We start from the raw sequence: 23,109 nt of genomic DNA, 5'->3' as shown, positions 1-23,109 counted from the left end.
GGCTTAGCGAGAAAGGTGGAGGCCATGGAAGATCGGATCGTGTTACGGAATGTGATGAAGCTAACTGGAGAACCGATGGATTTGGTGATCGATCTAGGAACACTTATTGAGATCGCTGAGCCGGGTCAAGGCGATGGAGCTGTGATCGACTGCACGGGGATGTATGTATCCAGTGGGTGGATTGATTTACATGTTCATGCGTTTCCTGAATTGGAGCCGTATGGCGATGAGATTGATGAGATAGGTGTGAAGCAAGGTGTAACAACAATTGTTGATGCGGGGAGTACGGGTGCAGACCGGATTGATGAATTACTCGCGAGTGCTAGAGACGCCAAGACCAATGTGTTTGCTTTTTTAAATATCTCGAGGATTGGCTTGGAGCGTGTGGATGAGCTTTCAAATTTAGCTTGGATTAATCGTCAGGCTGTGATGGATGCGATTAGCACGCATGGTGATTTGATTGCTGGATTAAAGGCACGTATCAGCAGGTCTGTGGTTGGTGAGTCGGGTCTAGAGCCGTTACGAGTAGCACGCGAACTCTCTGTAGAGACAGGAAAACCTTTGATGGTACATATCGGATCGGGTCCTCCGGACATAGAAGAGATCGTTCCCTTATTAGAAGCAAATGATGTGATCACCCATTATCTAAACGGTAAGAAAAATAATTTATTTAACGATAATATGAAACCGCTTTCTGTTTTGCGTGACGCGATAGCAAGAGGTGTCCAGCTAGATGTCGGGCACGGTACAGCAAGTTTTTCATTTAAGGTAGCCGAGGCTGCTAAGTCACATGGGATACATTTCGATACGATCAGTACGGATATCTATCGAGGCAATCGACTTAATGGGCCTGTATATAGTATGGCGAATCTATTAACGAAATTTCTTTCACTCGGTTATTCCCTTCAAGAGGTCATTGATGGAGTCACTGTAAATCCTGCTAGGTGGCTCGGGATGCCGGAGCTTGCTCACATGAAGGTGGGAGAGCCAGCGAACTTAACATTATTCTCGGTTCAGGACCAAGAGGTGACACTTGTTGATTCTGAAGGAGAAGAGAGAGTTTCAACAAAAACAATCATGGCAGAGGGGGTATTTGCTCGTGGCGAATACATTAAGTGCTAAGTACGGGTTGAAGCGTGTGATTAATGCAAGCGGTCGAATGACGATTCTAGGAACCTCGACGGCATCAGATACGGTGATGGAGGCGATGTCACAGGGTGGACAGCAGTATGTAGAGATTGCGGATCTAGTGGATAGGGCTGGACAGTATGTTGCAGGTATTGTTGGTTCAGAGGATGCGGTAGTGGTCAACTCTGCATCCAGTGGAATTGCCCTATCAATTGCGGCTCTTGTTACAAAGGGAGATACTCGCAAAAGCTTACGACTTCATCAGGAGCCACTGATACACAACGAAATCCTGATGCTGAAAGGCCACAATGTGCAATACGGCGCCCCTATTGAAACGATGATCTACTTAGGTGGTGGCAGGTTAGTTGAGGCAGGCTATGCAAATGAGGGGACAGCTAATCACATTGAAGAAGCGATCTCAGAGAAGACGGTAGCCATTGTGTACGTGAAGTCTCATCATGCTGTGCAAAAGAACATGATTCCAGTAGAAGAGGCGTGGGAAGTAGCAAAGCGTAACGGGATTCCGCTCATTGTGGATGCGGCGGCAGAAGAGGATCTTCAAAAATACGTTCGTTACTCGGATCTTGTGATCTATAGTGGTTCAAAAGCCATCGAAGGACCGACTTCGGGCTTGGTTGCAGGGAAGAAGCAGTACATTGATTGGATAAAGGTACAGCTAAAAGGTATTGGTAGAAGCATGAAGGTTGGCAAGGAAACGACCTTTGGCTTACTTCAAGCCTTGGATGAATTTGGAGAAAAGCAGGATACAAGCGCACAGGAGAAGGAAGAGTTACAGATCCTTCTCGCTTTAAATGAACTAGCGGGTGTCTCGGTAGACATTGTCCAGGATGAAGCTGGTCGTCGTATTTTTAGGGCACGGATCAAGATAGATGAAGGTGCGGCAGGTGTCAATGCCATGCAGCTTGCTGAGAAATTGCGCAAGGGAGACATCGCGATCTACACACGCGATTACGGAGTGCGGGAAGGCTTCTTTGATATTGATCCTCGTCCTCTTAGTGGCGATGATCTTCAGGTGTTGGAATCTAGAATACGTCAGCTTATTGGAGGTCAGTAAAATGTCGAGTCTCTCAAAACGCTTTTATAAAGATCGAGTGGCACTGAACGTACTAGCAAACAGTATAGACAATGCGAAGGATATTTTTCAAGCAGCAGAGGGGTATGTTGTCGTTGGGGTGCTTTCAAAAAATTACCCAACCGTAGACGAAGCGGTAAAAGCTATGAAGGAGTACGGTGAGGTGATTGAAGATGCTGTCTCCATTGGGCTTGGAGCGGGAGATAATCGTCAGGCGGCGGTTGTGGCTGAGATTTCTACGCACTACTCAGGCAGTCATATTAACCAGGTGCTTCCGTCTGTAGGAGCCACTCGTGCGAATCTAAATGGAAATGAAAGCTGGATTAATGCGCTCGTTTCTCCAACAGGTAAGCCAGGTTACGTGAATCTCTCAACAGGACCCATCAGTGCCGAGCAAAAGGAACAGGCGATTGTTCCGGTTGAGGCTGCGATCGCCCTTGTGCGAGACATGGGAGGGAATGCATTAAAGTACTTTCCGATGAAAGGATTAACGACAGAAGAGGAATACCGTGCCGTGGCAAAGGCGTGTGGAGAAGCAGGATTCGCACTCGAACCAACGGGTGGCATTGATAAGGAGAACTTTGAGGCAATTCTGCGTATTGCTCTGGAGGCAGGTGTGCCGAAAATTATCCCTCATGTGTATTCATCGATTATTGATAAGGAATCTGGTAACACGAACATTGAGGACGTAAAAGAGTTGATGATCACCATTAAAAAGCTGGTTGATGAGCATGAGTAAGCGGATTGCAGCCTTTGGCGAGGTGATGATGCGATTACAGGTTCCTGGCTTTGAGCTGTTATCTCAGGCGAACACGCTCCATTACTCGTTTTCAGGAACGGGTGTTAATGTTGTGTCTGCCTTGTCGCATTATGGTCATGCTGGGTATTTGGTTTCAGCTTTACCTGCCAATCCGCTTGGGGATGCGGCTGTAAGCTATCTTGGTAAGCTAGGCATCTCTAAGAATTACCTTGTACGATGGGGGCAGTATCTTGGTCACTATTTTCTAGAGAATGGAGTTGGTCCAAGACCAAGTCGCGTGACATATTCAAACCGGCTAGAGAGCAGCTTCAACACCGCACCTGAATCGATCTATGACTTTGCTCAGATAGCGGAAAACGTGGATGTTGTTCACTTTTGTGGGATTACCCTTGCTATGAATGATACAGCTCGAACGAATATCGGGCGGTTTGCAGCAGCTGTAAAGGAAAGTGGTGGACTCGTTGTCTTTGACTGTAACTATCGCCCTTCGCTGTGGGGTGAAGATGGGTATGAAAAAGCAAAGCCGTATTACGAAGACTTGCTTACGAAGGCCGACATCGTGATGATGAATGAGAAGGATGCCTTGCATGTGCTCAACATGCAAACTAACAAGACAGACCGCACGGAACAGCTTAAAGAGCTCATTCCAGCTGTAGCAGAAGCCTATTCCATTCGAGTTATTGCAGGTACGCATCGCACGATCCACGAGGATCAAACACACTCGTTACGGGGCTATCTATACAAGGACAAACAATTTACCTTTTCGAACATACTGAGATTTACCGTGCACGATCGAATTGGGGCGGGAGATGCTTTTACGAGTGGCATTATCCATGGAGAACTGGAGGAGCTGTCACCTGAAACAACTGTTACGTTTGCGACAACAGCAGGGATGCTGAAGCATACAACAGTAGGTGACACACCAATGTTAACCGATGAGGATATTTTTGAAGCGATGTCTTCACAAGGTGGCGATATTAGAAGGTAGTTAAAAAAGATCAACTTAAAAATGGCAATTGACAAATATCTAATTCTTTCATAACATTGTGAAATACATATAATTGAATATCTTATCTAGAGTGACTGAGGGACAGGCCTGATGACGTCCGGCAACCATCATGTGTGACATGAAAGGTGCTAATTCCTGCAGAATGTTTCATTCTGAGAGATAAGTTTTTTTATGAAAAGCCTCTTTCTGATGAAAGGGGCTTTTTTGTTTTTTTGATACGCACTGGGATCGTGAATGAAGGCGACACGATGTTCATTGTGTCGCACCAGCTTCAGTTTGTGAGAGAGATCTCTGACCGCGTTATTTTTATGGAGATTTATAAATGAGGGAGGACATATAAATGAATCCAATCGAACATATCTTAACTGACTTTCCTCTAATGATTTTAGATGGAGCACTGGCGACAGAGCTTGAACGCTATGGGTGTGACTTAAACGACCCATTATGGTCAGCCAAGATTTTACTCGAGAAGCCGCGCGTGATTAAGCAGGTTCATACGGATTATTTTGAGGCTGGCGCAGACTGTGCAATCACAGCAAGCTACCAGGCGACTGTGAAAGGCTACAGGAAAAGAGGCTTGAGCGAAATTGAAGCTGCTATGTTGATTAAGCAATCCGTTCATCTTGCGGTGGAAGCACGGGACGAGTTTTGGAGTGTTGAGGGGAATCAGCTTGGACGTCCAAAACCGATTGTTGCTGCGTCGGTTGGTCCGTACGGTGCGTATCTTGCCGATGGCTCTGAATATCGCGGAGACTATGGATTATGCGAAGAGGAGCTCGTTTTATTTCATAGAGAGAGAATAAGACTCTTAATTGAAGCGGGTGCGGATGTTCTGGCATGTGAGACGATTCCGTGTTTGGTAGAGGCCAAGGCAATTGCTCGTATATTAAAGGAATTTCCTGATGTGTATGCGTGGATCTCGTTTAGCGCAAAGGATGAGTTGTATATTAGTAGTGGAGAAAGAATGGCCGACTGTGCAGAGTGGCTAGCGGGAGAGAAGCAAGTAGCGGCGGTTGGCATCAATTGTACGGCTCCGCAGTTTGTGGAGTCGTTGATTACTGAGGTTAAATCGGGCACGTCGAAACCAATCATTGTGTATCCAAATTCAGGTGAAGCATATGATGCCGATAGTAAGCAGTGGAGTGATGAGGGTTCATATGAGTCGTTTGTTGCAAGCACGAAGCGGTGGTTTGAAGCTGGAGCTACGGTGGTTGGTGGATGCTGCCGGACAACGCCTGAGGACATTAAAGGGATTCGTGAGTGGATGCGCAAGTACAGAGGGAAGGAATTGATTGAGAGGATCGATTCCTTTTTCTTATGCTAATTCTCCCCCTGCAACCGCTCCACACTCTCCGAATGAAAAGGAGAAGCCTCCCCTCATCTACTACACTAAAAGGATTTCTGTCCAGATCAAAGAAATTAAAGCACTGCATTCCTCCAAAATCCTCAGTCTCCCTTCTCTTCATTCCCCCCAACATACTTCACCGAATGCATATGCGTCTTCGTTAACTCAATCACTTCTTGAATAAACGTCTCTCGATCTTCCTTAAAACCCTCTCTAATCCAATACTTCAACAATCCATAAAACCCATAAGCTGTGTACTTTTTAAAATATTCCATGTTCACGGGGGCATGATCAATCGTCTCAAATTCAAATTGCTCTTGATATATTTTCAGAATGGTTTGCGGGAAACGAGTATGTAAGCCGGGTAAGGTATCCTCATATTTAATTAAGGAAAAGAAGTCACGATTGGTGTAAATGTAGGTGACAATATCAAAGGACGAATTTTTCAGATGGGTTGTATGCACTTTTTGCCCGGGTACGTAGGAATTACCGACAGACTTTTCTAATCCTGCTAATGTCGTCACAAGTGTATCTTCGGCTAAGTCTAGTTTGTCTTTGTAATGAATGTAGAATGTACTACGGTTATAGGCCGCATGATCGACAATGTCTTTTACTGTTACGTGATGGTAGCCCATTTCCTTGATGAGCTCGATTAAGGCGTGTCTGAAATGTGCTTTGGTTCGATTTTGTCGTTGTGATGACTGTTCATGATTCATGGAATAATCTCCTTCAATCTAGACACTTTTCATCAATATGTCTATGTAGTAGACATATTGAGAAAACCTACTGATTGTTAATTGTGAACAAAGTAGTACAATTTAGTTACATAAGTTAGGCACTCATAATAGATACTATCTATTATACATGTCTGGATTATGCAGATAAGATTAGCCTAGGGGGCATTATGATGGGAAAATTACAAGACAAAGTAGCAGTGATTACCGGCGGTGCATCTGGTATTGGGGCAGCCACTGCAAGATTATTCGTTTCAGAAGGAGCCAAAGTGGTTCTTGTTGATTTAAATGAAGAGAAGGGCAAGGCGTTTGAAAAGGAATTGAAAACGCTTAATGCAGAAGCTCTTTTTATAAAAGCAAATATTACGAGTGAAGAAGATGTGGCAAATATCTTCAAACAAACAGTTGAAGCGTTTGGCACGGTAGATGTTGTTTTCAATAACGCGGGAATTGGCCGTGTTCATCCATCGCATGATTTAGAGTACTCAGAATGGCGCAATACGGTAAATGTTGATTTAGATGGTGTCTTCTTAGTTGCACGTGAATCAATCCGTGAAATGTTAGAAACAGGCGGCGGTACGATTGTGAATACGGCTTCTATGTACGGATGGGTAGGCTCACCTGGATCAGCTGCTTATAACGCAGCAAAGGGTGGAGTTATTAACCTAACTCGTTCTCTTGCTCTTGAGTATGCAGATAAGAATATCCGTGTGAATTCACTATGCCCAGGTTTTATTGATACACCAATCATTCCGGAAGATGACAAACAGACATTAGCTGGAATGACACCAATGAAACGTCTTGGTCTAGCTGATGAAATGGCAAAAGCCGTATTATTCATGGCTTCTGATGATTCTTCTTATATGACTGGGAATAGCTTGATTGTTGATGGTGGGTATACTGCACAGTAATGGAACATAATTTACTCGCTTCAAAAAAAGGTCTGTATAAAACAGGCCTTTTTATTTTGATCAAATTCTCTGTTTCTTGTTATGAACTGGGTAACATTTGAAATAAATTACCTGAAATGGTTTTAATTTTTGTGTATAAAAGGAGTAAATTCTTTTAGTGACGAATTAGTATAAGAGGACAACATATATTGGAGGATACTAGAGATGAGTTGGATTGATTTGAAAGAGGAGTCGGAGATCAATGATTTGCTAGAGAGATTCGGTTATTTTCATGATGGATGCTTGAGGGAAATGCATATGTGGACAGGGACTTTTGTTGATGAAAATCTATCTATGACTGTCCCTGGAGAACTAGATACGAATGTAAAGCTGTTATTTCAACGTCAGTATAGCGATCTTTCTGCAATTGAATTGCTTTTTGAAGGTGTGACAGGTATTCATATTACTCCAACGCCTGAAAATTATGACTCAATTATCCATGATGCCATTATTTTAAAAAGAAAGAACTGCTTTTATTGGTCAGATGACTTTGATTTTCAACCTGAAAAAGAAATTGAAAATGGTGTGAGTTGGATTGCAGCAAAAAAGCTAAAGTGGAGAGAAGCAAATGGGTGGTTAGGTAAGAAAAATCGTTATGGCAACAATGAGTAGGTATCTCAAACTAGTGTATACACTGTTTACACTAATTAAGGACGAGGTCACATTACCGGGTTACGGCCTGCTTCAACATTGGATTAAAGATACCCCATTTTTTATACACAAAAATACCCTACAGATAGACTCTCCGAAAGAATCAACTCTGTAAGGTATTGTTGCTCATTCACTAATAAATCGCTACTTTCCCATAAGGACCCTGAATAATCTCTATTTGTGTTTCAAAGATATCAGTTAAGAGCTCTGGCTGCATGATTTCGTCTACTGATCCGAACGCAGCAATTTGTCCTTTTTTCATGGCGCAAATTCGGTCAGAATATTTTGCGGCGAAGTTAATATCATGCATAACCGTGACAATGGTTCTCCCGAGTGTATTGGCAGCTTCTCTTAGATGCCCCATCATTTGAACGGAGCGGGCGACGTCAAGATTGTTTAACGGTTCGTCTAATAGGACGTATTCCGTCTCCTGACACAAAACCATTGCGACATAAGCTCGTTGTCTTTGGCCGCCGGAAAGCTCATCTAAGTACCTATTTTCTAGAAGAGTTAAGTCTAGAAAATCAATATACTTCGAAACGATGGTCTCATCTTCATTCGTTAATCTTCCTTTTGAATAGGGAAATCGTCCGAAGCCAACAAGTTGTCTCACTGTGAGCTTTGTGACAAAGTGATTTTCTTGTCGTAAGATGGTTAAGATCTTTGCTAGATCCTTTGATTTTGATGCTGAGACGTCCATATTGGCTACTTGAATCTGTCCTTCATCAATATCTAAGAGTCTGCCAATCATTAAGAGTGTGGTCGATTTCCCCGCACCGTTTGGACCAATTAAAGAAGTGAGCCCCGCTTTTGGGATCTCTATATTTAACGGTCCGATTATTTCCTCGTTACTATATGACTTTCTCACATCATTAATCTGTATCATAAAGACCTCTTCCTTAAGATGACATATAAAAAGATGATTCCACCGAACAGTTCAATGATAATTGAAACGACTCCTTGAGCATTAAATACATGATACATAAGGAAGTAAGCACCCGTTAAGATCAAGAATCCTATTGCTAGAGCCATCGGAAAGATATATCTATGGTCATAGGTTGGTGCGGCTTGATAACTAAGTGTAGCCACTAAGAATCCATAGAACGTAAGCGGTCCAATTAAAGCCGTTGAAATAGACATTAAGATCGCAACTAGGATAAGGATATAAATGATGCTAAAGCGATGATTCACGCCAAACGTAGTAGAGACCTCTTTGCCGAGTGACAGGGCATTTAATTTTTTTGAGTAGGCAAATACGAGAAACATAACTACGGCTACTATGGGAATGACCACAGGGAAATAATCAGAGTCTGCGTTATTAACAGAGCCAAATAGTCTAGCCTGTAAGATATCGAACTCTGAAGGAGAAAGGACTCTTCTCATGAACGTGGAAACGGACCTAAGTCCTGCCCCAATAATAATGCCAACTAAAAGAAGAAGCTGCAAGTTCCCGTATTTCCCGGAAAGTAACCATCCGTAAAGGATTAAACTCATCAACACCATCGCCCCAACTTGAAACAGAAACGATCCGATTCCAGTAAAGTTTATGAACGCCGCCGCACCAAAGAAGAAGATGGTACTCGTTTGTATGACAGAGTACAGCGATTCAAAACCTAAAAGGGAAGGTGTAATGATCCGGTTATTTGTGATGGAATGGAAGGCCACGGTTGCTAAGCTTTGACAGATCGCCGCTATAATCATGGCAATAAGTGCGACCACCCTTCTCTTCGTCACAGGGATGAATGAAGGTGAATCGATAGGAACTGGATTGTTATAGACCAGGAGACCATAGGAAGCAAGGATGCCTAAAGCGATTAAGGATAATAGTAATATCCAATAACGTCTCTCTTCTTTTTTGAAACGAAACGCTCTAGCCGATCTCTTTTTATTTTCTAGCTTTAGTTTGGCGTTAACATTTTCGTTTCTTCTTTCTTCCAACGTATTCATCTGGCCCTCCTTGGTCTTCTCTGCCTCAATAAGATCGTGATAAATACCACGGCACCTACTGTTCCAAGAATGAGGGAAACAGACACTTCAAAAGGCTTGATAATGGTTCGAGAAATGATGTCACATACCGTAATGGTTCCCATACCTATCACACAGACCCAGGGCAAATTACTCCTTAGATCATCCCCCCTGAACATCGAAACAATATTCGGCACGATTAAACCCAAAAAAGGCAAGTATCCTATGACCGCCGCAACAATCCCAACAGCGATAGAAATAAGAGCCGTACCAAAAAGAACGATCATATTGTAATTTACGCCAAGACTTTTGGCGATATCTTCTCCTAGACCTGCGAGCGTCAACCTGTCAGCACAAATAAAGATGAGAATGCTTATAATCACGATGAACCATAAATATTCATATCGTCCAACCTGTACGGCCGCAAAAGAACCGATAAACCAAGCTCTCAATGTTTTGGGTCATTTGAAAAAGGAGTCCTACAAAAGTTGAAACCGCGGAGACAACAGCTCCAAGCATAAGCCCAATGATTGGAACGATGAGAGATGAGCGTAGCTTCACTCTTCTTAAGAATAAAAAGAAGATCATCGTTCCGATAAAAGAGAAAACGATGGCACCTAGCATCCTGACAACTAAAGAAGGGGAAGGAATGACTAAGTACACAATAAGAAGTCCTAGACCTGCCCATTCAATCGTTCCTGTTGTGGTAGGTTCTACAAAACGGTTTTGTGTAATCAGTTGCATGACGAGTCCCGCCATGGCCATCGCAGCACCAGTAAGAATTAATGCGACTGTCCGTGGAACACGTGTTGTAAAGAACATTTGAAGTCCGTCTTCTTTTCCGTATATATCATAAACCCCAGTAAACAGTGAGATGATGCTTAAAATAATTACAACGATAATGGCGAAAATAAAAGGTTTTGTCCATAATTTGTTTTGGTTATAAAATCGGGGCTGAGAAATTTTCTCAACCCCGGTTTTTCCGTGATTTGACACGATGTCAGGCTCCTTCACATTACTTAATTTAAAGCACTTGCAAGGTTTTCAAATAACTCGATAAACGTTTGGATTGATTCGTTTGTGTACGTGTCAGTTGGTGCATAAAAGACGTGACCTTCAGAAATAGCCGTTGTGTTTTGCAGGGCAGGTGATCCTTCAATAACGTCTTCTGCAGGAGCAGAATCTTCACCAGAAACACCAGCATCACGATCTAGAATTAGAAGCCAGTCAGGGTTGCTCTGTGCAATCGCCTCGACAGAAACATCATCACCTTGGTGATCAGAAGAAGACCCTTCAACTTCTAAAGCTTGGCGCAAAATCAAAGATTTCATACATCGGTCCCCAAACGCGTCCAGAATGAGGAGCAGCAAAGTTAATATCTCCACCGGAAACAATCACACTCATCACTGTATCCGTTCCGTTATATGCAGATTTCACGTCTTCAATCGCTTGATTAAACTCAGCTTCTAATGCTTCAGCTTCTTCATTTTTATCAAAAATTTGACCTAAAGCGAGTGTATTTTCCGTAAAACCATTTACAAAGTTCTCTCCAGGAGAATCAGATTCTTCAGACACATCAAAATTAAGATCGATGACCGTAGCGTTTGGAACGATTTCTTTAATGTCTTCATAGTAGTTAGCAAATCGTTGACCGACAATAACAAGTTCAGGATCTGCTGCTGCGAGAATTTCTAGATTTGGTTCACGGTGGTTACCAATATTCTCAACTGAATCATCACTTACATAAGGGGAGTCTGCAGGCATAACGTCTTTTGGAGCAGCTGCTAACTCAATATCCCAGTCAGCTAACGTTTCAAATGCTCTACTATCCAAAGCAACAGTTCTCTCTGGATTTACAGGAACGGTCACGGTCCCATGAGCATCTGTGATTTCAACGGTTTCAGGTGTCTCTTCTGTTTCAGATGTTTCAGTCGTATCAGCACCACTTGTTTGCTCTTCCGTTGTTGTTTCGTTATTTGAATCTGAACAAGCGACCAGCATGGAAGTAAATACAGCCGCAATTATTGGCAATTTGAAATAGCTTAATTTTTTCATTTTTCTAGACCTCTTTCTTCTTTTTATATAGTTTTAGACTAGCTATGAATAAAAGGTAGCTCCATATGTATTGTGTAAGGAACTAGACTAAGCGATTAACGATGTATGTAGAAAATGATGAATTCAATCATTTAATTGGCCATGTTAAATGGTATTGATAATCATTTTCAACTTGATCTCTACTATGAAGTATAGATTTTAATTCTGTGAAAATCCTGTGAAAAAAATATTGGTTAAAGAATTTTTTATGACTACATCAAAATTCAAGGCAAAAAAAGTGATGAATGTATACAAAAAACACGAGTAACTTTCCGCGCAAACGGTTTACTCGTGTGAATGATTCCAAACTATATAGAATGCTTTTTATTCTCTATTCAACCATAGAATAACCTCTGCCATGTATGGTTTGAATATACCTGTTTTCCTTTTTGCATGTTAGTTTTTTTCGTAAATAGCCAATGTATAAATCTACGATATTCGAATTGACAGCTACGTTATATCCCCAAACCTTATTTAGAAGTATTTCTCGGCTGAGTATACTGTTTTTATTCTTAATTAGAAATAAAAGTAAATCATACTCCCGCTTAGTAAGCGAAAGAGACTCTCCATCTTTTGTTACCATATTGCGTGTTGCATCAACAAGGAGCTCTTTAAATTGTAATACATTTGTTGTGTTTGAATAGAGTCCATCTACTCTTCGTAGTATGGCTTTCATCCTCTCGACCAACTCGTTTTTGGCAAAGGGTTTTCTTATATAATCATCTGCTCCTGCTTGTAAGCCTGCAATGCAGGCTTTGCTGGATACATGATCAGTGACAATAATAAGCGGGGTCGTTTTAACGGACCGTATTTGTTTACAGATTTCTGGTCCAGGTCTGCTTAATGAGTCCCAATCCAAGATGATAAAATCCCAATCTTGCTCAAAGGCTATGTTGAGCCCTTTATTTTCATTATGAAGTGTCAAAGTAAAGCCAGCTTTTGGATTCAACGCGCTTACGATTTTTTTTGCGTAAGACCGTTTATTTTTAATAAGTAGCACTCTCTTCACATTCGCTCACCTCTATTTGGAACACTGAATTATTTATCAAAAGAAATGGAGTTTTGTTCGTTGTGGATGTGGTTTAGTAGAAGGTTCAAAGAGGAGACTTTTGAATCATCATCACATATCGTTTTTAATCAAATTCACCATGCTTCTATTAGAATCTATTTTATCAAAATCTTTCTATAGAGTGCAAAAATGAAAACAGAAGCGTTGTGTATAGACGAGATTCCCCTTAACACCTAATTAGGATAATTTTACCCCTCCTATTTTCCTGTATAACTAGAAAGTCTAACCTAACTTGCCGATAAATAAGATGATGACAAAAAATCACAATGGCTATAGGTTCTCCACTCATGGAAAATGACATCGCCATGTACTTTATCACAGTAGGAGGGCAATAATGGCAACAGTTTCATCTATGATTGTTAATTTCATGAAAGAAAAAGGTTGCACCAAGGTATTTGGTATTCCTGGCAAACCTATATCTCCACTTATTCTAGCGATGGAGAAAGAGGGCGTTGACTTTGTGCTTGCGCGGCATGAAGGTGGAGCTGGATATATGGCGGCAGGTTATGCGATGCAGAACCAATCGCTTGGTGTAGCAATTGGGACGAGTGGTCCTGGTGGAACGAACATGATTACGGCTGCGGCTCAGGCTGCTGCGTTTCATGCCCCTGTTTTATTCATTACGGGTCATCCACCACTTGGGTTGTCTGGAAAGGCGCTTGGGCAAGATTCAAGTATGTTTGGTACGGATCTGGTTGAGCTGTTTAAGCCAGTGACAAAGTTTAGTGCAAAAGTTGAGAGTAAAGAGATGTTGAGGCAGCTCTTACAACATGCAGAGGAGCAGGCATTAACGGGTTCAAAGGGACCTGTTCATCTATCCATTCCACTAGATATTTTAATAAGTGAGATTGAGCCGTTTGAGTTTGCTGTGCCTGCTCAGGATGATGTGATTTCCGGTAACATCGATCGCGCTATTGAAGCGTTAAATGCTGCAGAGAGACCACTGATGCTTCTTGGAAAAGGAGCTCACCTATCTCAAAGCTATGAGTCGATTCAAGAGCTTGCTGAGCGCTTGCAGATTCCTGTTATAACAACGCCAGGAGGAAAAGCAGCATTTGTTGAGACGCACCCGCTTTCTTTAGGTGCACTTGGATTAGGTGGGACGGAAGCGTCTGCTGAATATGTGAAGGATAGAGAAAGTGACCTTTTAGTTGTCATTGGCTCTAAGCTTAGTGATATGTCGACCGTTGGCTTAACCGTAGGTGGTGAACCGAAAAAGGTTATTCATTTTGATCGACATGCAGATTTTGTCGGGAAAACACTTGAGAGTGACACGATTTTTGTGCAAGGTGATGCAAAGGTGAATTTGCAACAGCTCTTGAAGCAAGCCAAACACCCGGAGGTTCCTGCTCTTGATTTAAGTGCGTATACCGAAAAGGAAACGGCTAAGGAAGCTGATCCAGAGCCTGGTCGATTATCGGCCGTTCGTACAGTAAAAGTTCTGCGTGACCTTTTGCCCCATGATGCGTTTGTCTATGGAGACGATGGCAGTCATTCCTTTTATACCATTAAGCACTTTACTACTCATGTCGCTGGAACGTTCCGCTTTGATGATGTGTTTGGAGCGATGGGTAATGGGATTGGTCTTGCGATTGGCGCTAAAGTGGCGAGACCAGATGAGCCAATTGTTTGTTTTACAGGTGACGGATGTCTCTTTATGCATGGGACAGAGATTGCGACAGCTGTAGACGAAGAAGCACATGTACTCTTTGTTGTCTTTAATAATGAAATGCTCGACATGGTGGATAAAGGTATGAAGAATAACCTTGGTTTCTCCGCTTGGATCTCGTTATACAAAAGGTGTCAATGTAGCTCAGTTTGCTGAGTCGATGGGAGCCGCCGGTTTCCGTTGTACGACAGAAGCAGAGATTGCAGAGGCATACGATGCATCAAAAGAGATAACAGGTCCTGTTGTCATTGAAGTATTAGTCAATAAAGAAGAATGGCCACCTACGATTGGACGTTAGGTAAAAGGAGGATCTTATGAGTGAGAAAGCAGCAGCAGGTTGGAAGATGATTGATGAGTTAGCTGGTGAGAGAGGCATTCAAGCGATGAAAACAGTGGAGGAGTTCTCTCCAAGGCTTGCAAAGCTTGCACTAGAGTTTGGATATGGTGATGTGTATCTTGACGATGCGCTTGATAAAAAGCAACGCGCGCTTATTACGCTCTCTTCATTAATTACGCAAGGTGATAATGGCAGAGGTTTGACCTACCATTTTAATGCAGCGCTTCGTGTAGGCGTGTCGAAGGAAGAAATTTTAGAGTTAATTAATCACTGTAGTGCGTATGCAGGATTTCCAAAGGCGATCCACGCAGTACATGTGTTTAAAGATTTTTTAGAAAACCAACAGGGGGAATAGAAAATGGCAAATTATGAGTACAAAGTTGAAGGTGACGTGTTTTATTTTAAATATCTAGAAATGGCTAGCACAGCGGCAGAAGCTCAAGAGCAGGCTGATTTTGTTCGTAGCCAGATTAGTAAACCAGGAATCAAGAAATTCCTTAATGATAACCGTAATGTGACTTCCGTTGCATCTCCTGAAGTGAGTGCTGTGTGGGGAGAACTAATGGGATGGTTATCAACTAGAATTGAGAAAAACGCAACCATTACTCCAAGTGCTTCATTGAAGATGCAGTTAAACCGACTGTCTAAAACATCAGGTTCGTATGACATGGTGCGTGCGTTCACTGATATTGATCAAGCGCTTGAGTTTGTGGGAATATCTGACGCAAAGATTAGCTAGGAGGTTGGCCAGGTTGAATACAGAAAAAAAGAGACTTCATAAAAAGCTACAAGCCTTCATGATTGGTACAGTGGCGGGCATTATGCTTATCTCGCTGTTAACTGTCTTATTTGGTGGAGGATTAAGCGGGAACGTCATTCTATGGTCTGGTCTTGTCCTAGTATGGGTACTAGTTGGAGTGACTGCGTTTATTTTTAACAAACAGCTGATTCGTCCATTACGAGAAGCGGAGCAAGGTTTAGTCGAGGAGGGATCGTCCCTTTTAGGTGAAAAAATCAATTTTGCTCAGTTTTTAAATGCTTTAAACACGAAACCCCAACACCAACAAGTGGAGGTGGCGAGTGATGATGAGTGGAAAATCCAGTCTGCGGAAGCTGCAAATCATCTGCAAGTGTCCTCAAGTGAAACAAGTGCGGGTGTAGAAGATATTGCGAAAATGATGCAGGAACTAGCATCAAACAATAATGATCAAGTGGATGCGATTAAGTCGATCGATGAAACCGTTTCGTTTATTTTCTTTAACTTAAAAGAAATAAGCGAAAGTACTCAATTCGTTGCAGAGGCGTCAAGTACTACCTATACCAATGCAAAACAAGGGAATACAGCGGTTAAGCAATCGATTGAACAAATGGATTTAATCGGTAAAGATGTTCAGTCATCAAGAGAACAGATCGAAGCTTTGGGCTTGAAAACAGCAGAAATCGAACAGATTCTATTGTTGATTACAGGTATTTCAAAACAAACGAACCTACTTGCACTGAATGCTGCAATTGAAGCAGCGCGAGCAGGGGAGCATGGTCGAGGATTTTCCATTGTGGCAAACGAGGTCCGCAAGCTTGCTGAACAAACAAATGATGCAACGGCGAACATTCAAAAGCTTATCGTGGAAGTTCAAGAGGGCAGCAATGATGCGATTAAAGCGATTCAAAAAGGGGCCGATTCGGTTCAAGTTGGAATTGGCTTAAATCGTGATATGGGAACAGTCTTTCAAACGATTAATGAAAACGCGCAAGAAGTGGATGAGTTTATTCAAGACCTATCCGAATCTATTGGCGAGTTAACTGGTAGTATGGAAGACGTTTCGAACACAATGAAAGAAGTGTCTTCAGTAGCTGTTCAATCGAACGGAGCTGTACAAAACGCTGCTGCCGTTACAGAAGAGCTTAGTGCCTCTATGGAGGAAATCTCAGCTTCTGCAGAAACGTTAGCTAGTGTGACAAACGGACATATGAGAGATGAAGGTCTTTCATTTGATCACGAAGAAGAGAAAGAATCTGCGTGACCTAACCATCTATATTCAACAAAAGCATCGCCATTTGGCGGTGCTTTTGTTTATATAGAGCCAAGCTCCTAAGAATGTTCGTTGTGTGATGCTATTGTATAATTTCAAAAATGGCGATACACAATAGACAGATCATATCCCCAAAAAACGCTGATAAATATGGATTATGTAAGTGGCAACTAGAGGTTGCACCTTGATGCGCCTACAACTAGCTTTACTTGAACGGCTCCATTCTTCCATACTGAGATTGTTAAGGAAAGGCGATGAGATTCATGAATTTTAGTGAACGATTGAAACAAGAAAGAGAGAAGAAGGGCTTGTCCAAACAGAGCTTGCTGAAAAAATGCATGTGAGTCGTCAGTCTGTTTCAAAATGGGAGACCGGAAAAAACTATCCAAATATCGAGGTCATTATTGATTTGAGTGATTTATTTGGTATTACGATTGATGAATTACTAAGGAGTGATGAAGAATTGAAAGAAAAAGTGATTCAAGATAGTAAGCAATTAGCATACCCAAAGTGGAAGGTTTTTTTCGATACAGTCTTTCTATTAGGTGCCTTTTTATTAGTATCAAAACTAATCATTTTCGCATTAAATTATTTCTTCCATACAAACATTCTTATATTAGAAGGCCGATCAAATTTTGTGATTAATTTTCTGCCACTCTTTATGATGGCTTTTGGTGGTTTTGGTAGTGATCAATTAAAAGAGAAGTATAGATAATGCCTTATGTACGTTCGTTCAAATTGATATAGCTAGAAAAGGGGAGAACATAGCTCCCTTTTTTAGTATGCTCATTTCCATTTAACTTTTTTTGAAGGCATATTTTTTTCAACGATATGTTTAAAAGAGATCCTATCTTCATTTGAAGAAAAATATCTTTTAGGTAAAACAATTGCTTTATGTTTAGATATGTATAGACGAAACATGTCCTTATGTTCAAAAGTTGCAATAAAGTCGTTCCATTCAAGATGAGAATTTGAACTTTTTACTTGTTGATTAATTCCATCATTTGTAATCATATATCTTATTTCATTTTTAATAAGTCGATCACTTTTGTACTCTCTACGAATGCGAAATCGTAAAAGTCCACTCAAAAATAAAGCTGCAAAACCTGCAATAATCAAAGATTGAATCACATGAATAGGTAGCATTGAAATCCAGCTATCCGCCGCAGAACGATCTAATATTGGTAATACAATCATTCCAGCAAAAAAGCAAAAATAGCATACCTAATGACTATTTTTCTCGTGTGATATGCATTATGTTTCTTGTAGTCTTTAAACGTTAATGTTCCTGCAGCAGTAAGGCCTGCTTCTTGTTTTGGTGGCATGATAACTCCCTTTCACTTACGAATAAGTTCATTCTGTCATAGATCTAATGCCTCTTCAATTAAATCCTCTACAAACTCGGACTCTTTTTTATAAATCTGAAACATAAAATAAAAAAGCGATAGGATCGGCAAGTAAAAATCTTGATCCGCTTCATTAAAAATGTCGATCTTTGCGCCTTTTCTAAAAGTGTATGGCATTATTAGGCCAATTTTCTCTTTCTCTACTTTTAACTCAATATGACCATCCCAATCCTCTTCTATATAGATGTTCTTCCCGTTAATGACACCTGATACTGCAAAATAAAGAAGTGATTTTCCTTTATGGTCCTGAAGGGAAAATGTCCGGTCAGCTACTTGAAGTAGATAGTCTGCGAAGATCAATCGACCTTTTTGAATGCCTACGTGAATAGATTGATCATCGGTTCGACTTGTGTAGACGAATGCATGTCCTTTTTCAAAATGCGTTGCTTGTAACGCATGAATATCAGCAAGTTCAATCCCGTCAGAATCGTGTACATGAAATTGGTGGTCTTTTTTTATCATTGAAAAAGAAGCCATTCATCTAGCCGCCTCTCTATTGAGTGTAATAGTTCTTTATACGAGATGACGGGAGCTTTGGTTTCTTCCCTTAAATCAATCTCTTAAGCTCATCCACAAACCTCTCTGCAGGCTTCGAGAGGTTATGATTCTTTAACCAGATTAAGCCTACCGGTGATATAAAAGGTTCGTCATCTACTATTCGTAACGCTTTAATAGTCGGATGGGTGTTCTGCTTCACAAAGGCCTCAGGAACAATGGCGTTTGTCATATTCCGAGCAATCATTTGGGTGAGTAGCTGAATGTCAGAGCATTCCCCTATAAGTGTTGAATCTATTCCTCGTTTGGCCAAGCGTTCGCGGATTAACGAGTACACGCCTAATCCTTCTGAGCTTGGTAACATTAATGGATACTCGTTGATGTGCGGCCATGTGATTGTATCGTGTAATGGTGTTTGGTCAGACGTCACAAAGTAAAAGGGTTCATCCTTTACATGAAGAACGTCAAATTCACTTAAGTGTAGAGGTAGTCTGATTAGAGCAATCTCAATCGTGCGATCCTTTACTAGCTGACAAAGGTGACTGGATTCATTTTGTTGGATCTTCAGATGAACATTCGGATACAACTGATAAAATTGTTGGATGCTAGTCAATAATTCGGTCGAAGAAAATGTGTTAATGCCAATGCTTAGTGTGCCTGTTAACCCTGCCCCAATATCCTTCACATTCTGCTTGGCCTCTTCTGTCAGCTGCAGGATTTCTATGGTGTATTGGTAGAGAGAACGTCCAAGCCTCTGTTAATTCAAGCCTTCGTCCATGTCGATGAAATAGTAGCGTGTCTAGTTCCTGTTCCAATGAGCGTAATTGCTGGCTCAAAGGGGGCTGAGACATATATAGTTTTTCTGCTGCGGCTGAGATGTTTCCTTGCTCGACGATCTCTTTAAAGTAGCGTAATTGCTTAATATCCATCCTCATTCATCCTCTACCATTGTTACTATATGATAAACCTTACTTTACTCCATTTTATTCATATAATGAAATCCTTACAGGGTGTGCTACCATTTGATAAAGGCTCTATAGGAGGGTACAAATGAATACGTCTACATATTGGATCTTTAATGTTTCACTTGAAACAGGCTTTATCTATCAGAATGATGAAGTCGTTGGTACTGAGACAAAGCGTTACTTTCTTCAAATAGAATCAGGTTCTATTGTGAAGATACAAGAAGAACAACCAAAAGAGAATGTGACTTACATTGATGCAAAAGGTTTATTACTCATGCCATCGTTTAGAGATATGCATATTCATTTAGATAAGACGTTTTATGGTGGTCCATGGAAGGCTCCTTCAAACGCGCCAGGTGGGATCTTTACTCGCTTGCAGGAAGAAGAACAATTACTGCCACAATTAAGACCCTATACAAAGGAGCGTGCAGAAAAGCTCATTGAATTACTGATTCACTCAGGCACAACAACCATTCGTACTCACTGCAATGTCGGTCAGATAGAGGGACTTCATCAGTTAGAAGCAACACTTGAGGCGAGAGAGACTTATAAAGACAAAGCGGATATTGAGATTGTAGCCTTCCCACAGCAAGGCTTGATTAGAGGACAAGCACGTATTTATGTACAGGAAGCATTAAAAAATGGAGCTTCATTTGTTGGTGGAGTGGATCCTGCAACCATTGACACAGACATTGAACATTCCTTACAGACCATGATGGAATTAGCTGTGCAGGCGGATGCAGGCATCGATTTACACCTACATGATAGCGGTCATCTAGGCTTGTTTACGATGAAGCGTCTTGCTGCTCTTACAAAAGAAGCAAAGATGCAAGGACGCGTTACCATAAGTCATGCTCTGGCGCTTGCAGATATTCGTGAGAGTGAGCTGTCAGAGATGGCTCAGATTCTAAATGAACAGAAAATAGACATTACCTCCACTGTCTCTCTAGGTAAAACGATTCCCATACCTTTTCTTCACAAACAAGGAGTGAATATCTCTTTAGGTGCGGATAGCATTACCGATCATTGGTCTCCATTTGGGACTGGCGATAGCTTGGACAAAGCGACTGTTTATGCTGAACGGTTTGGAAAGAAGGATGAGAACTCCTTACATCAAGCTCTCACTTTTATTACGGGACATAAAACACCTCTTGACCAGGAAGGAAGCAGGGTCTGGCCAACACTTGTTACACCAGCTGATTTCGTATTCGTTGATGCGACATGTAGTGCAGAGGCTGTGGCAAGACGTGCAGAGAGAAAAGCTGTGTTTTTTAAAGGCGAAATGATTGTAAATAAGATGGATCTAGAGGAGGGGCAGACTCATGAATGATTCATATTGGCTCAAAAACGTCAGAATCGAATCAGGTTTTCACCAGGAGGAAGGACACTACGTTGGAACAAAAACGGAGTCTATACATGTGAAGATCGTCAATGGCTTGGTGGAAGAGGTCCTTCCGACTAGCGATAGTCTGGATGAGGCCGAAACACAGATGGATGGAAAAGGATTGCTCTTATTACCTTCCTTAGTTGAAAAGCACTGTCACCTTGATAAGACATTACTTGGAGAGAAATGGCGCCCTGTGAAAAGAGTAACGTCCATTTTTGAACGCTTTGAATTGGAAAAGAGTATCCTCCCACACCTGAACACAACAACACAGGAACGAGCAGAACGACTGCTTGATACGTATGTTCAAAATGGTGTGACTCATGTAAGGACGCATGTTGATATCTATCCAGAGGTTGGTCTTACGAATCTAGAGGAAGTCATCAAAGCGATCCAAACGTTTGAGAATAAACTAGACGTAGAAATCGTTGCCTTCCCACAGCATGGCCTCTTAAAAGACGAAACCATCGAGCTTTTACGGAAAGCTTTAGCATATAATCAGGTTCGCTATATAGGAGGAGTCGATCCAGCCTCTGTGGACGGCGATATCGAGAAATCATTGCAGACCATGGTTCAATTGGCAAAGGAATTTCAAGTAGGCATTGATCTGCATTTACATGATGCTGATTATTTGGGAACCTTCACAATGAAACGACTTGCTCAATTAGTGATAGAAGCTGATTTGCAGCAGAACGTATTCATAAGTCATGCCTTTGGTCTAGCAGATATTCCACCAAAGCAGCTCAAGGAGACAACCGATTGGTTAGCGAAAGCAGGGATTACGATTATCACAAGTGTACCGATCAGCAGACCATTTCCTCCTGTAGCATTTTTGGAGGAGCAAGGAGTGAAGGTATTAGTTGGTTGTGATAACATCTTTGACCTTTGGTCTCCATTTGGCAATGGTGATCTTATCGAAAGAGTAAGCCGCCTAGCAGAAGCTTCAAGGTGGAGTGACGAATGGGAGTTAGCCCAAAGCTTAAACTACATTACGTGTCCCAAGGCATGCTTAACGAAAGAAGGCAGACCAGAGTGGCTAAAAAAAGGGGACGAAGCGAGCTTTATACTTGTTCCAGCCGAATCCTCTGCAGAACTGGTGGCGAGACGTATTAGACCGGAAATGACGGTGTTTAAGGGACAAATCACTGCAGGTGTTTAGAAAGAGTTATACAACGTGGAGGTTTTAAACATAGTGGCTCATACATTTAAAATTGGGGAAAGCCCAAACATTATTGAAATAACCATTCCTCATCATGAGACAGACGTGCAGGATATCTATGATGAGGTTGAGAGCGAATTAACCATCCAAAGTGGAAAGTATTGCGTGCATCAAGCGGGTATATGGATCTCATTGAAAAACGTGTATTTACTATATCAAGAGCTGAATGAGGTCTATCAAGAATTAAAAGGCAAGGTCATTTTCTCAAATGTAGAAGAGTCGTTCTATATTGAAGTGACCTTGCACTCACTCGGTCAACTGAACGTGGAGGGGTATATTCAAGACCTACCAAGTGTGAAAAATAAATTAGCGTTTGAATTTCAACTAGATCAAAGCTACCTGCCAAAAACAATTGATGAATTAAAGGACATCTTCGCAAAGCTTGGACAAGCTTAGATCAATCGTTTAAATGGACGAAGCATATATTTGCTTAGTTTGTGTGGACCCTTTTTATCAAGCATTCTAAGACATTCATCAGTGATAAAGTATATGGCGAACACAAGCATAGCAAACACAAAAAGAAGCAATAAGAAGAAAACCGTTAGAAAACTGAATAGGAGATGTAAATTTAATGATAACGCGAATCGAGCAAAACTAGCCTTGTATGTAATCCATTCAATCAAAAAAGTTACAGGTAGAAGGTAGAATAGGATACCACCCAACACGTATAAGCCGCTAATGTGTAAATCAGAAATAAGATGTCTTTCGTCACCTAACATTGTAGAAGGAGGAGACATTAAAGCAATACATAATGTAGATAGTACAAAAGTGATCAATGCAGCAAGGAATTTTCGTTTTAACAATCA

25 protein-coding genes, 3 pseudogenes and 1 riboswitch are annotated in these 23,109 nt (G+C 41.5%); of the genes and pseudogenes, 16 read left to right on the top strand and 12 right to left on the bottom strand.

Going from position 1 to position 23,109, the window contains the following annotated elements; translation table 11 throughout:
* The first annotated feature begins 24 nt into the window (after positions 1–24).
* The 5 genes from NDM98_RS13535 to mmuM all read left to right on the top strand — a co-directional run bounded on the left by NDM98_RS13535 (position 25) and on the right by mmuM (position 5,314).
* The gene (locus NDM98_RS13535; protein WP_251608511.1) at positions 25–1,122 is read left to right on the top strand and encodes an EF_0837/AHA_3915 family putative deacetylase; all 1,098 of its coding nucleotides are present in this window, start codon (positions 25–27) and stop codon (positions 1,120–1,122) included.
* Entirely contained in the window at positions 1,100–2,203 is a 1,104-nt protein-coding gene (locus NDM98_RS13530; protein WP_251608508.1) for a DgaE family pyridoxal phosphate-dependent ammonia lyase, read from the top strand. The genes NDM98_RS13535 and NDM98_RS13530 overlap by 23 nt, the downstream gene beginning before the upstream one ends.
* Before the next feature lies 1 nt (position 2,204).
* Positions 2,205–2,960 (top strand): 2-dehydro-3-deoxy-phosphogluconate aldolase, encoded by a 756-nt coding sequence (gene dagF, locus NDM98_RS13525; RefSeq protein WP_251608505.1) that lies wholly within the window; start codon positions 2,205–2,207, stop codon positions 2,958–2,960.
* Positions 2,953–3,969, top strand: coding sequence for a sugar kinase (locus tag NDM98_RS13520; RefSeq protein WP_251608502.1), 1,017 nt, complete (start codon positions 2,953–2,955; stop codon positions 3,967–3,969). Before dagF ends, NDM98_RS13520 begins: the two co-directional genes overlap by 8 nt.
* A 79-nt stretch (positions 3,970–4,048) precedes the next feature.
* Positions 4,049–4,156, top strand: a riboswitch (SAM riboswitch).
* A 174-nt stretch (positions 4,157–4,330) separates the two neighbouring features.
* Positions 4,331–5,314 carry a homocysteine S-methyltransferase gene (gene mmuM / locus NDM98_RS13515; protein WP_251608499.1) on the top strand — a complete coding sequence of 328 codons (984 nt, stop codon included), beginning with the start codon at positions 4,331–4,333 and terminating at the stop codon, positions 5,312–5,314.
* Positions 5,315–5,436: 122 nt separating this feature from the next.
* Here mmuM and NDM98_RS13510 read toward each other — a convergent pair whose 3' ends face one another.
* The gene (locus NDM98_RS13510) at positions 5,437–6,051 is read right to left on the bottom strand and encodes a TetR/AcrR family transcriptional regulator (protein WP_251608497.1); all 615 of its coding nucleotides are present in this window, start codon (positions 6,049–6,051) and stop codon (positions 5,437–5,439) included.
* A gap of 191 nt (positions 6,052–6,242) precedes the next feature.
* Here NDM98_RS13510 and NDM98_RS13505 point away from each other — a divergent pair, with 191 nt between their 5' ends.
* Together NDM98_RS13505 and NDM98_RS13500 are read left to right on the top strand one after the other, a co-directional pair.
* Complete coding sequence (locus NDM98_RS13505) at positions 6,243–6,980, top strand: SDR family NAD(P)-dependent oxidoreductase (RefSeq protein WP_251609149.1); 738 nt, start codon at positions 6,243–6,245, stop codon at positions 6,978–6,980.
* 204 nt (positions 6,981–7,184) lie between these two features.
* On the top strand, positions 7,185–7,631 hold the full coding sequence (locus NDM98_RS13500) for a hypothetical protein (protein WP_251608495.1): 447 nt from the start codon (positions 7,185–7,187) through the stop codon (positions 7,629–7,631).
* 172 nt (positions 7,632–7,803) lie between these two features.
* Here NDM98_RS13500 and NDM98_RS13495 read toward each other — a convergent pair whose 3' ends face one another.
* The 5 genes and pseudogenes from NDM98_RS13495 to NDM98_RS13475 all read right to left on the bottom strand — a co-directional run bounded on the left by NDM98_RS13495 (position 7,804) and on the right by NDM98_RS13475 (position 12,738).
* Positions 7,804–8,556, bottom strand: coding sequence for an iron ABC transporter ATP-binding protein (locus tag NDM98_RS13495; protein WP_251608493.1), 753 nt, complete (start codon positions 8,554–8,556; stop codon positions 7,804–7,806).
* Positions 8,553–9,617 (bottom strand): iron chelate uptake ABC transporter family permease subunit, encoded by a 1,065-nt coding sequence (locus NDM98_RS13490; RefSeq protein WP_251608491.1) that lies wholly within the window; start codon positions 9,615–9,617, stop codon positions 8,553–8,555. Before NDM98_RS13490 ends, NDM98_RS13495 begins: the two co-directional genes overlap by 4 nt.
* Positions 9,614–10,631, bottom strand: a pseudogene (locus tag NDM98_RS13485) (ABC transporter permease). The gene NDM98_RS13490 and the pseudogene NDM98_RS13485 overlap by 4 nt, the downstream one beginning before the upstream one ends.
* A gap of 23 nt (positions 10,632–10,654) precedes the next feature.
* A pseudogene (locus NDM98_RS13480) lies at positions 10,655–11,690 on the bottom strand (siderophore ABC transporter substrate-binding protein).
* 370 nt (positions 11,691–12,060) lie between these two features.
* Positions 12,061–12,738 carry a response regulator transcription factor gene (locus NDM98_RS13475; protein ID WP_251608488.1) on the bottom strand — a complete coding sequence of 226 codons (678 nt, stop codon included), beginning with the start codon at positions 12,736–12,738 and terminating at the stop codon, positions 12,061–12,063.
* A 394-nt stretch (positions 12,739–13,132) separates the two neighbouring features.
* On the opposite strand from NDM98_RS13475, the gene NDM98_RS13470 reads away from it, so the two are divergent.
* The 6 genes and pseudogenes from NDM98_RS13470 to NDM98_RS13450 all read left to right on the top strand — a co-directional run bounded on the left by NDM98_RS13470 (position 13,133) and on the right by NDM98_RS13450 (position 17,549).
* Entirely contained in the window at positions 13,133–14,623 is a 1,491-nt protein-coding gene (locus NDM98_RS13470; protein ID WP_307728814.1) for a thiamine pyrophosphate-binding protein, read from the top strand.
* Between the two features lie 4 nt (positions 14,624–14,627).
* Entirely contained in the window at positions 14,628–14,765 is a 138-nt protein-coding gene (locus NDM98_RS24120) for a hypothetical protein (RefSeq protein ID WP_307728813.1), read from the top strand.
* A gap of 16 nt (positions 14,766–14,781) precedes the next feature.
* Complete coding sequence (locus NDM98_RS13465; protein WP_251608487.1) at positions 14,782–15,159, top strand: carboxymuconolactone decarboxylase family protein; 378 nt, start codon at positions 14,782–14,784, stop codon at positions 15,157–15,159.
* Between the two features lie 3 nt (positions 15,160–15,162).
* On the top strand, positions 15,163–15,543 hold the full coding sequence (locus NDM98_RS13460) for a hypothetical protein (RefSeq protein ID WP_251608485.1): 381 nt from the start codon (positions 15,163–15,165) through the stop codon (positions 15,541–15,543).
* 13 nt (positions 15,544–15,556) lie between these two features.
* Complete coding sequence (locus NDM98_RS13455; protein WP_251608483.1) at positions 15,557–16,825, top strand: methyl-accepting chemotaxis protein; 1,269 nt, start codon at positions 15,557–15,559, stop codon at positions 16,823–16,825.
* Positions 16,826–17,097: 272 nt separating this feature from the next.
* Positions 17,098–17,549: pseudogene (locus tag NDM98_RS13450) on the top strand (helix-turn-helix domain-containing protein).
* Positions 17,550–17,620: 71 nt separating this feature from the next.
* Here NDM98_RS13450 and NDM98_RS13445 read toward each other — a convergent pair.
* From NDM98_RS13445 to NDM98_RS13430, 5 genes are all read right to left on the bottom strand, one after another.
* Positions 17,621–18,031, bottom strand: coding sequence for a YcxB family protein (locus NDM98_RS13445; protein WP_251608480.1), 411 nt, complete (start codon positions 18,029–18,031; stop codon positions 17,621–17,623).
* Positions 18,028–18,159: a hypothetical protein gene (locus NDM98_RS23550; RefSeq protein ID WP_285803926.1), complete on the bottom strand. Its 132-nt coding sequence runs from the start codon at positions 18,157–18,159 to the stop codon at positions 18,028–18,030. The genes NDM98_RS13445 and NDM98_RS23550 overlap by 4 nt, the downstream gene beginning before the upstream one ends.
* A gap of 36 nt (positions 18,160–18,195) precedes the next feature.
* Positions 18,196–18,717 (bottom strand): hypothetical protein, encoded by a 522-nt coding sequence (locus NDM98_RS13440; protein ID WP_251608477.1) that lies wholly within the window; start codon positions 18,715–18,717, stop codon positions 18,196–18,198.
* Between the two features lie 70 nt (positions 18,718–18,787).
* The gene (locus NDM98_RS13435; RefSeq protein ID WP_251608474.1) at positions 18,788–19,420 is read right to left on the bottom strand and encodes a LysR family transcriptional regulator substrate-binding protein; all 633 of its coding nucleotides are present in this window, start codon (positions 19,418–19,420) and stop codon (positions 18,788–18,790) included.
* Positions 19,371–19,664 (bottom strand): LysR family transcriptional regulator, encoded by a 294-nt coding sequence (locus NDM98_RS13430; RefSeq protein ID WP_251608471.1) that lies wholly within the window; start codon positions 19,662–19,664, stop codon positions 19,371–19,373. Before NDM98_RS13430 ends, NDM98_RS13435 begins: the two co-directional genes overlap by 50 nt.
* Positions 19,665–19,785: 121 nt before the next feature.
* Between NDM98_RS13430 and NDM98_RS13425 the strand changes: the two genes are divergently transcribed.
* From NDM98_RS13425 to NDM98_RS13415, 3 genes are read left to right on the top strand one after another with little or no spacing between them, the layout of a single operon-like run.
* Positions 19,786–21,030 (top strand): amidohydrolase, encoded by a 1,245-nt coding sequence (locus tag NDM98_RS13425; RefSeq protein ID WP_251608468.1) that lies wholly within the window; start codon positions 19,786–19,788, stop codon positions 21,028–21,030.
* A complete protein-coding gene (locus tag NDM98_RS13420) occupies positions 21,023–22,243 on the top strand; it encodes an amidohydrolase (protein ID WP_251608465.1) in 1,221 nt (406 codons plus the stop codon). Before NDM98_RS13425 ends, NDM98_RS13420 begins: the two co-directional genes overlap by 8 nt.
* 33 nt (positions 22,244–22,276) lie before the next feature.
* Positions 22,277–22,699, top strand: a complete 423-nt coding sequence (locus NDM98_RS13415) for a WapI family immunity protein (protein WP_251608462.1) — start codon at positions 22,277–22,279, stop codon at positions 22,697–22,699.
* Here NDM98_RS13415 and NDM98_RS13410 read toward each other — a convergent pair.
* The gene (locus tag NDM98_RS13410; RefSeq protein ID WP_251608460.1) at positions 22,696–23,106 is read right to left on the bottom strand and encodes a hypothetical protein; all 411 of its coding nucleotides are present in this window, start codon (positions 23,104–23,106) and stop codon (positions 22,696–22,698) included. The two genes, NDM98_RS13415 and NDM98_RS13410, sit on opposite strands and share 4 nt — an antisense overlap.
* Positions 23,107–23,109: the final 3 nt, after the last annotated feature.

This window comes from Alkalicoccobacillus plakortidis, assembly GCF_023703085.1.
Classification (GTDB): domain Bacteria; phylum Bacillota; class Bacilli; order Bacillales; family Bacillaceae_D; genus Alkalicoccobacillus; species Alkalicoccobacillus plakortidis.
Note: the sequence above shows the minus strand (reverse complement) of the source record. Positions and strands in the feature narration are given on the sequence as shown.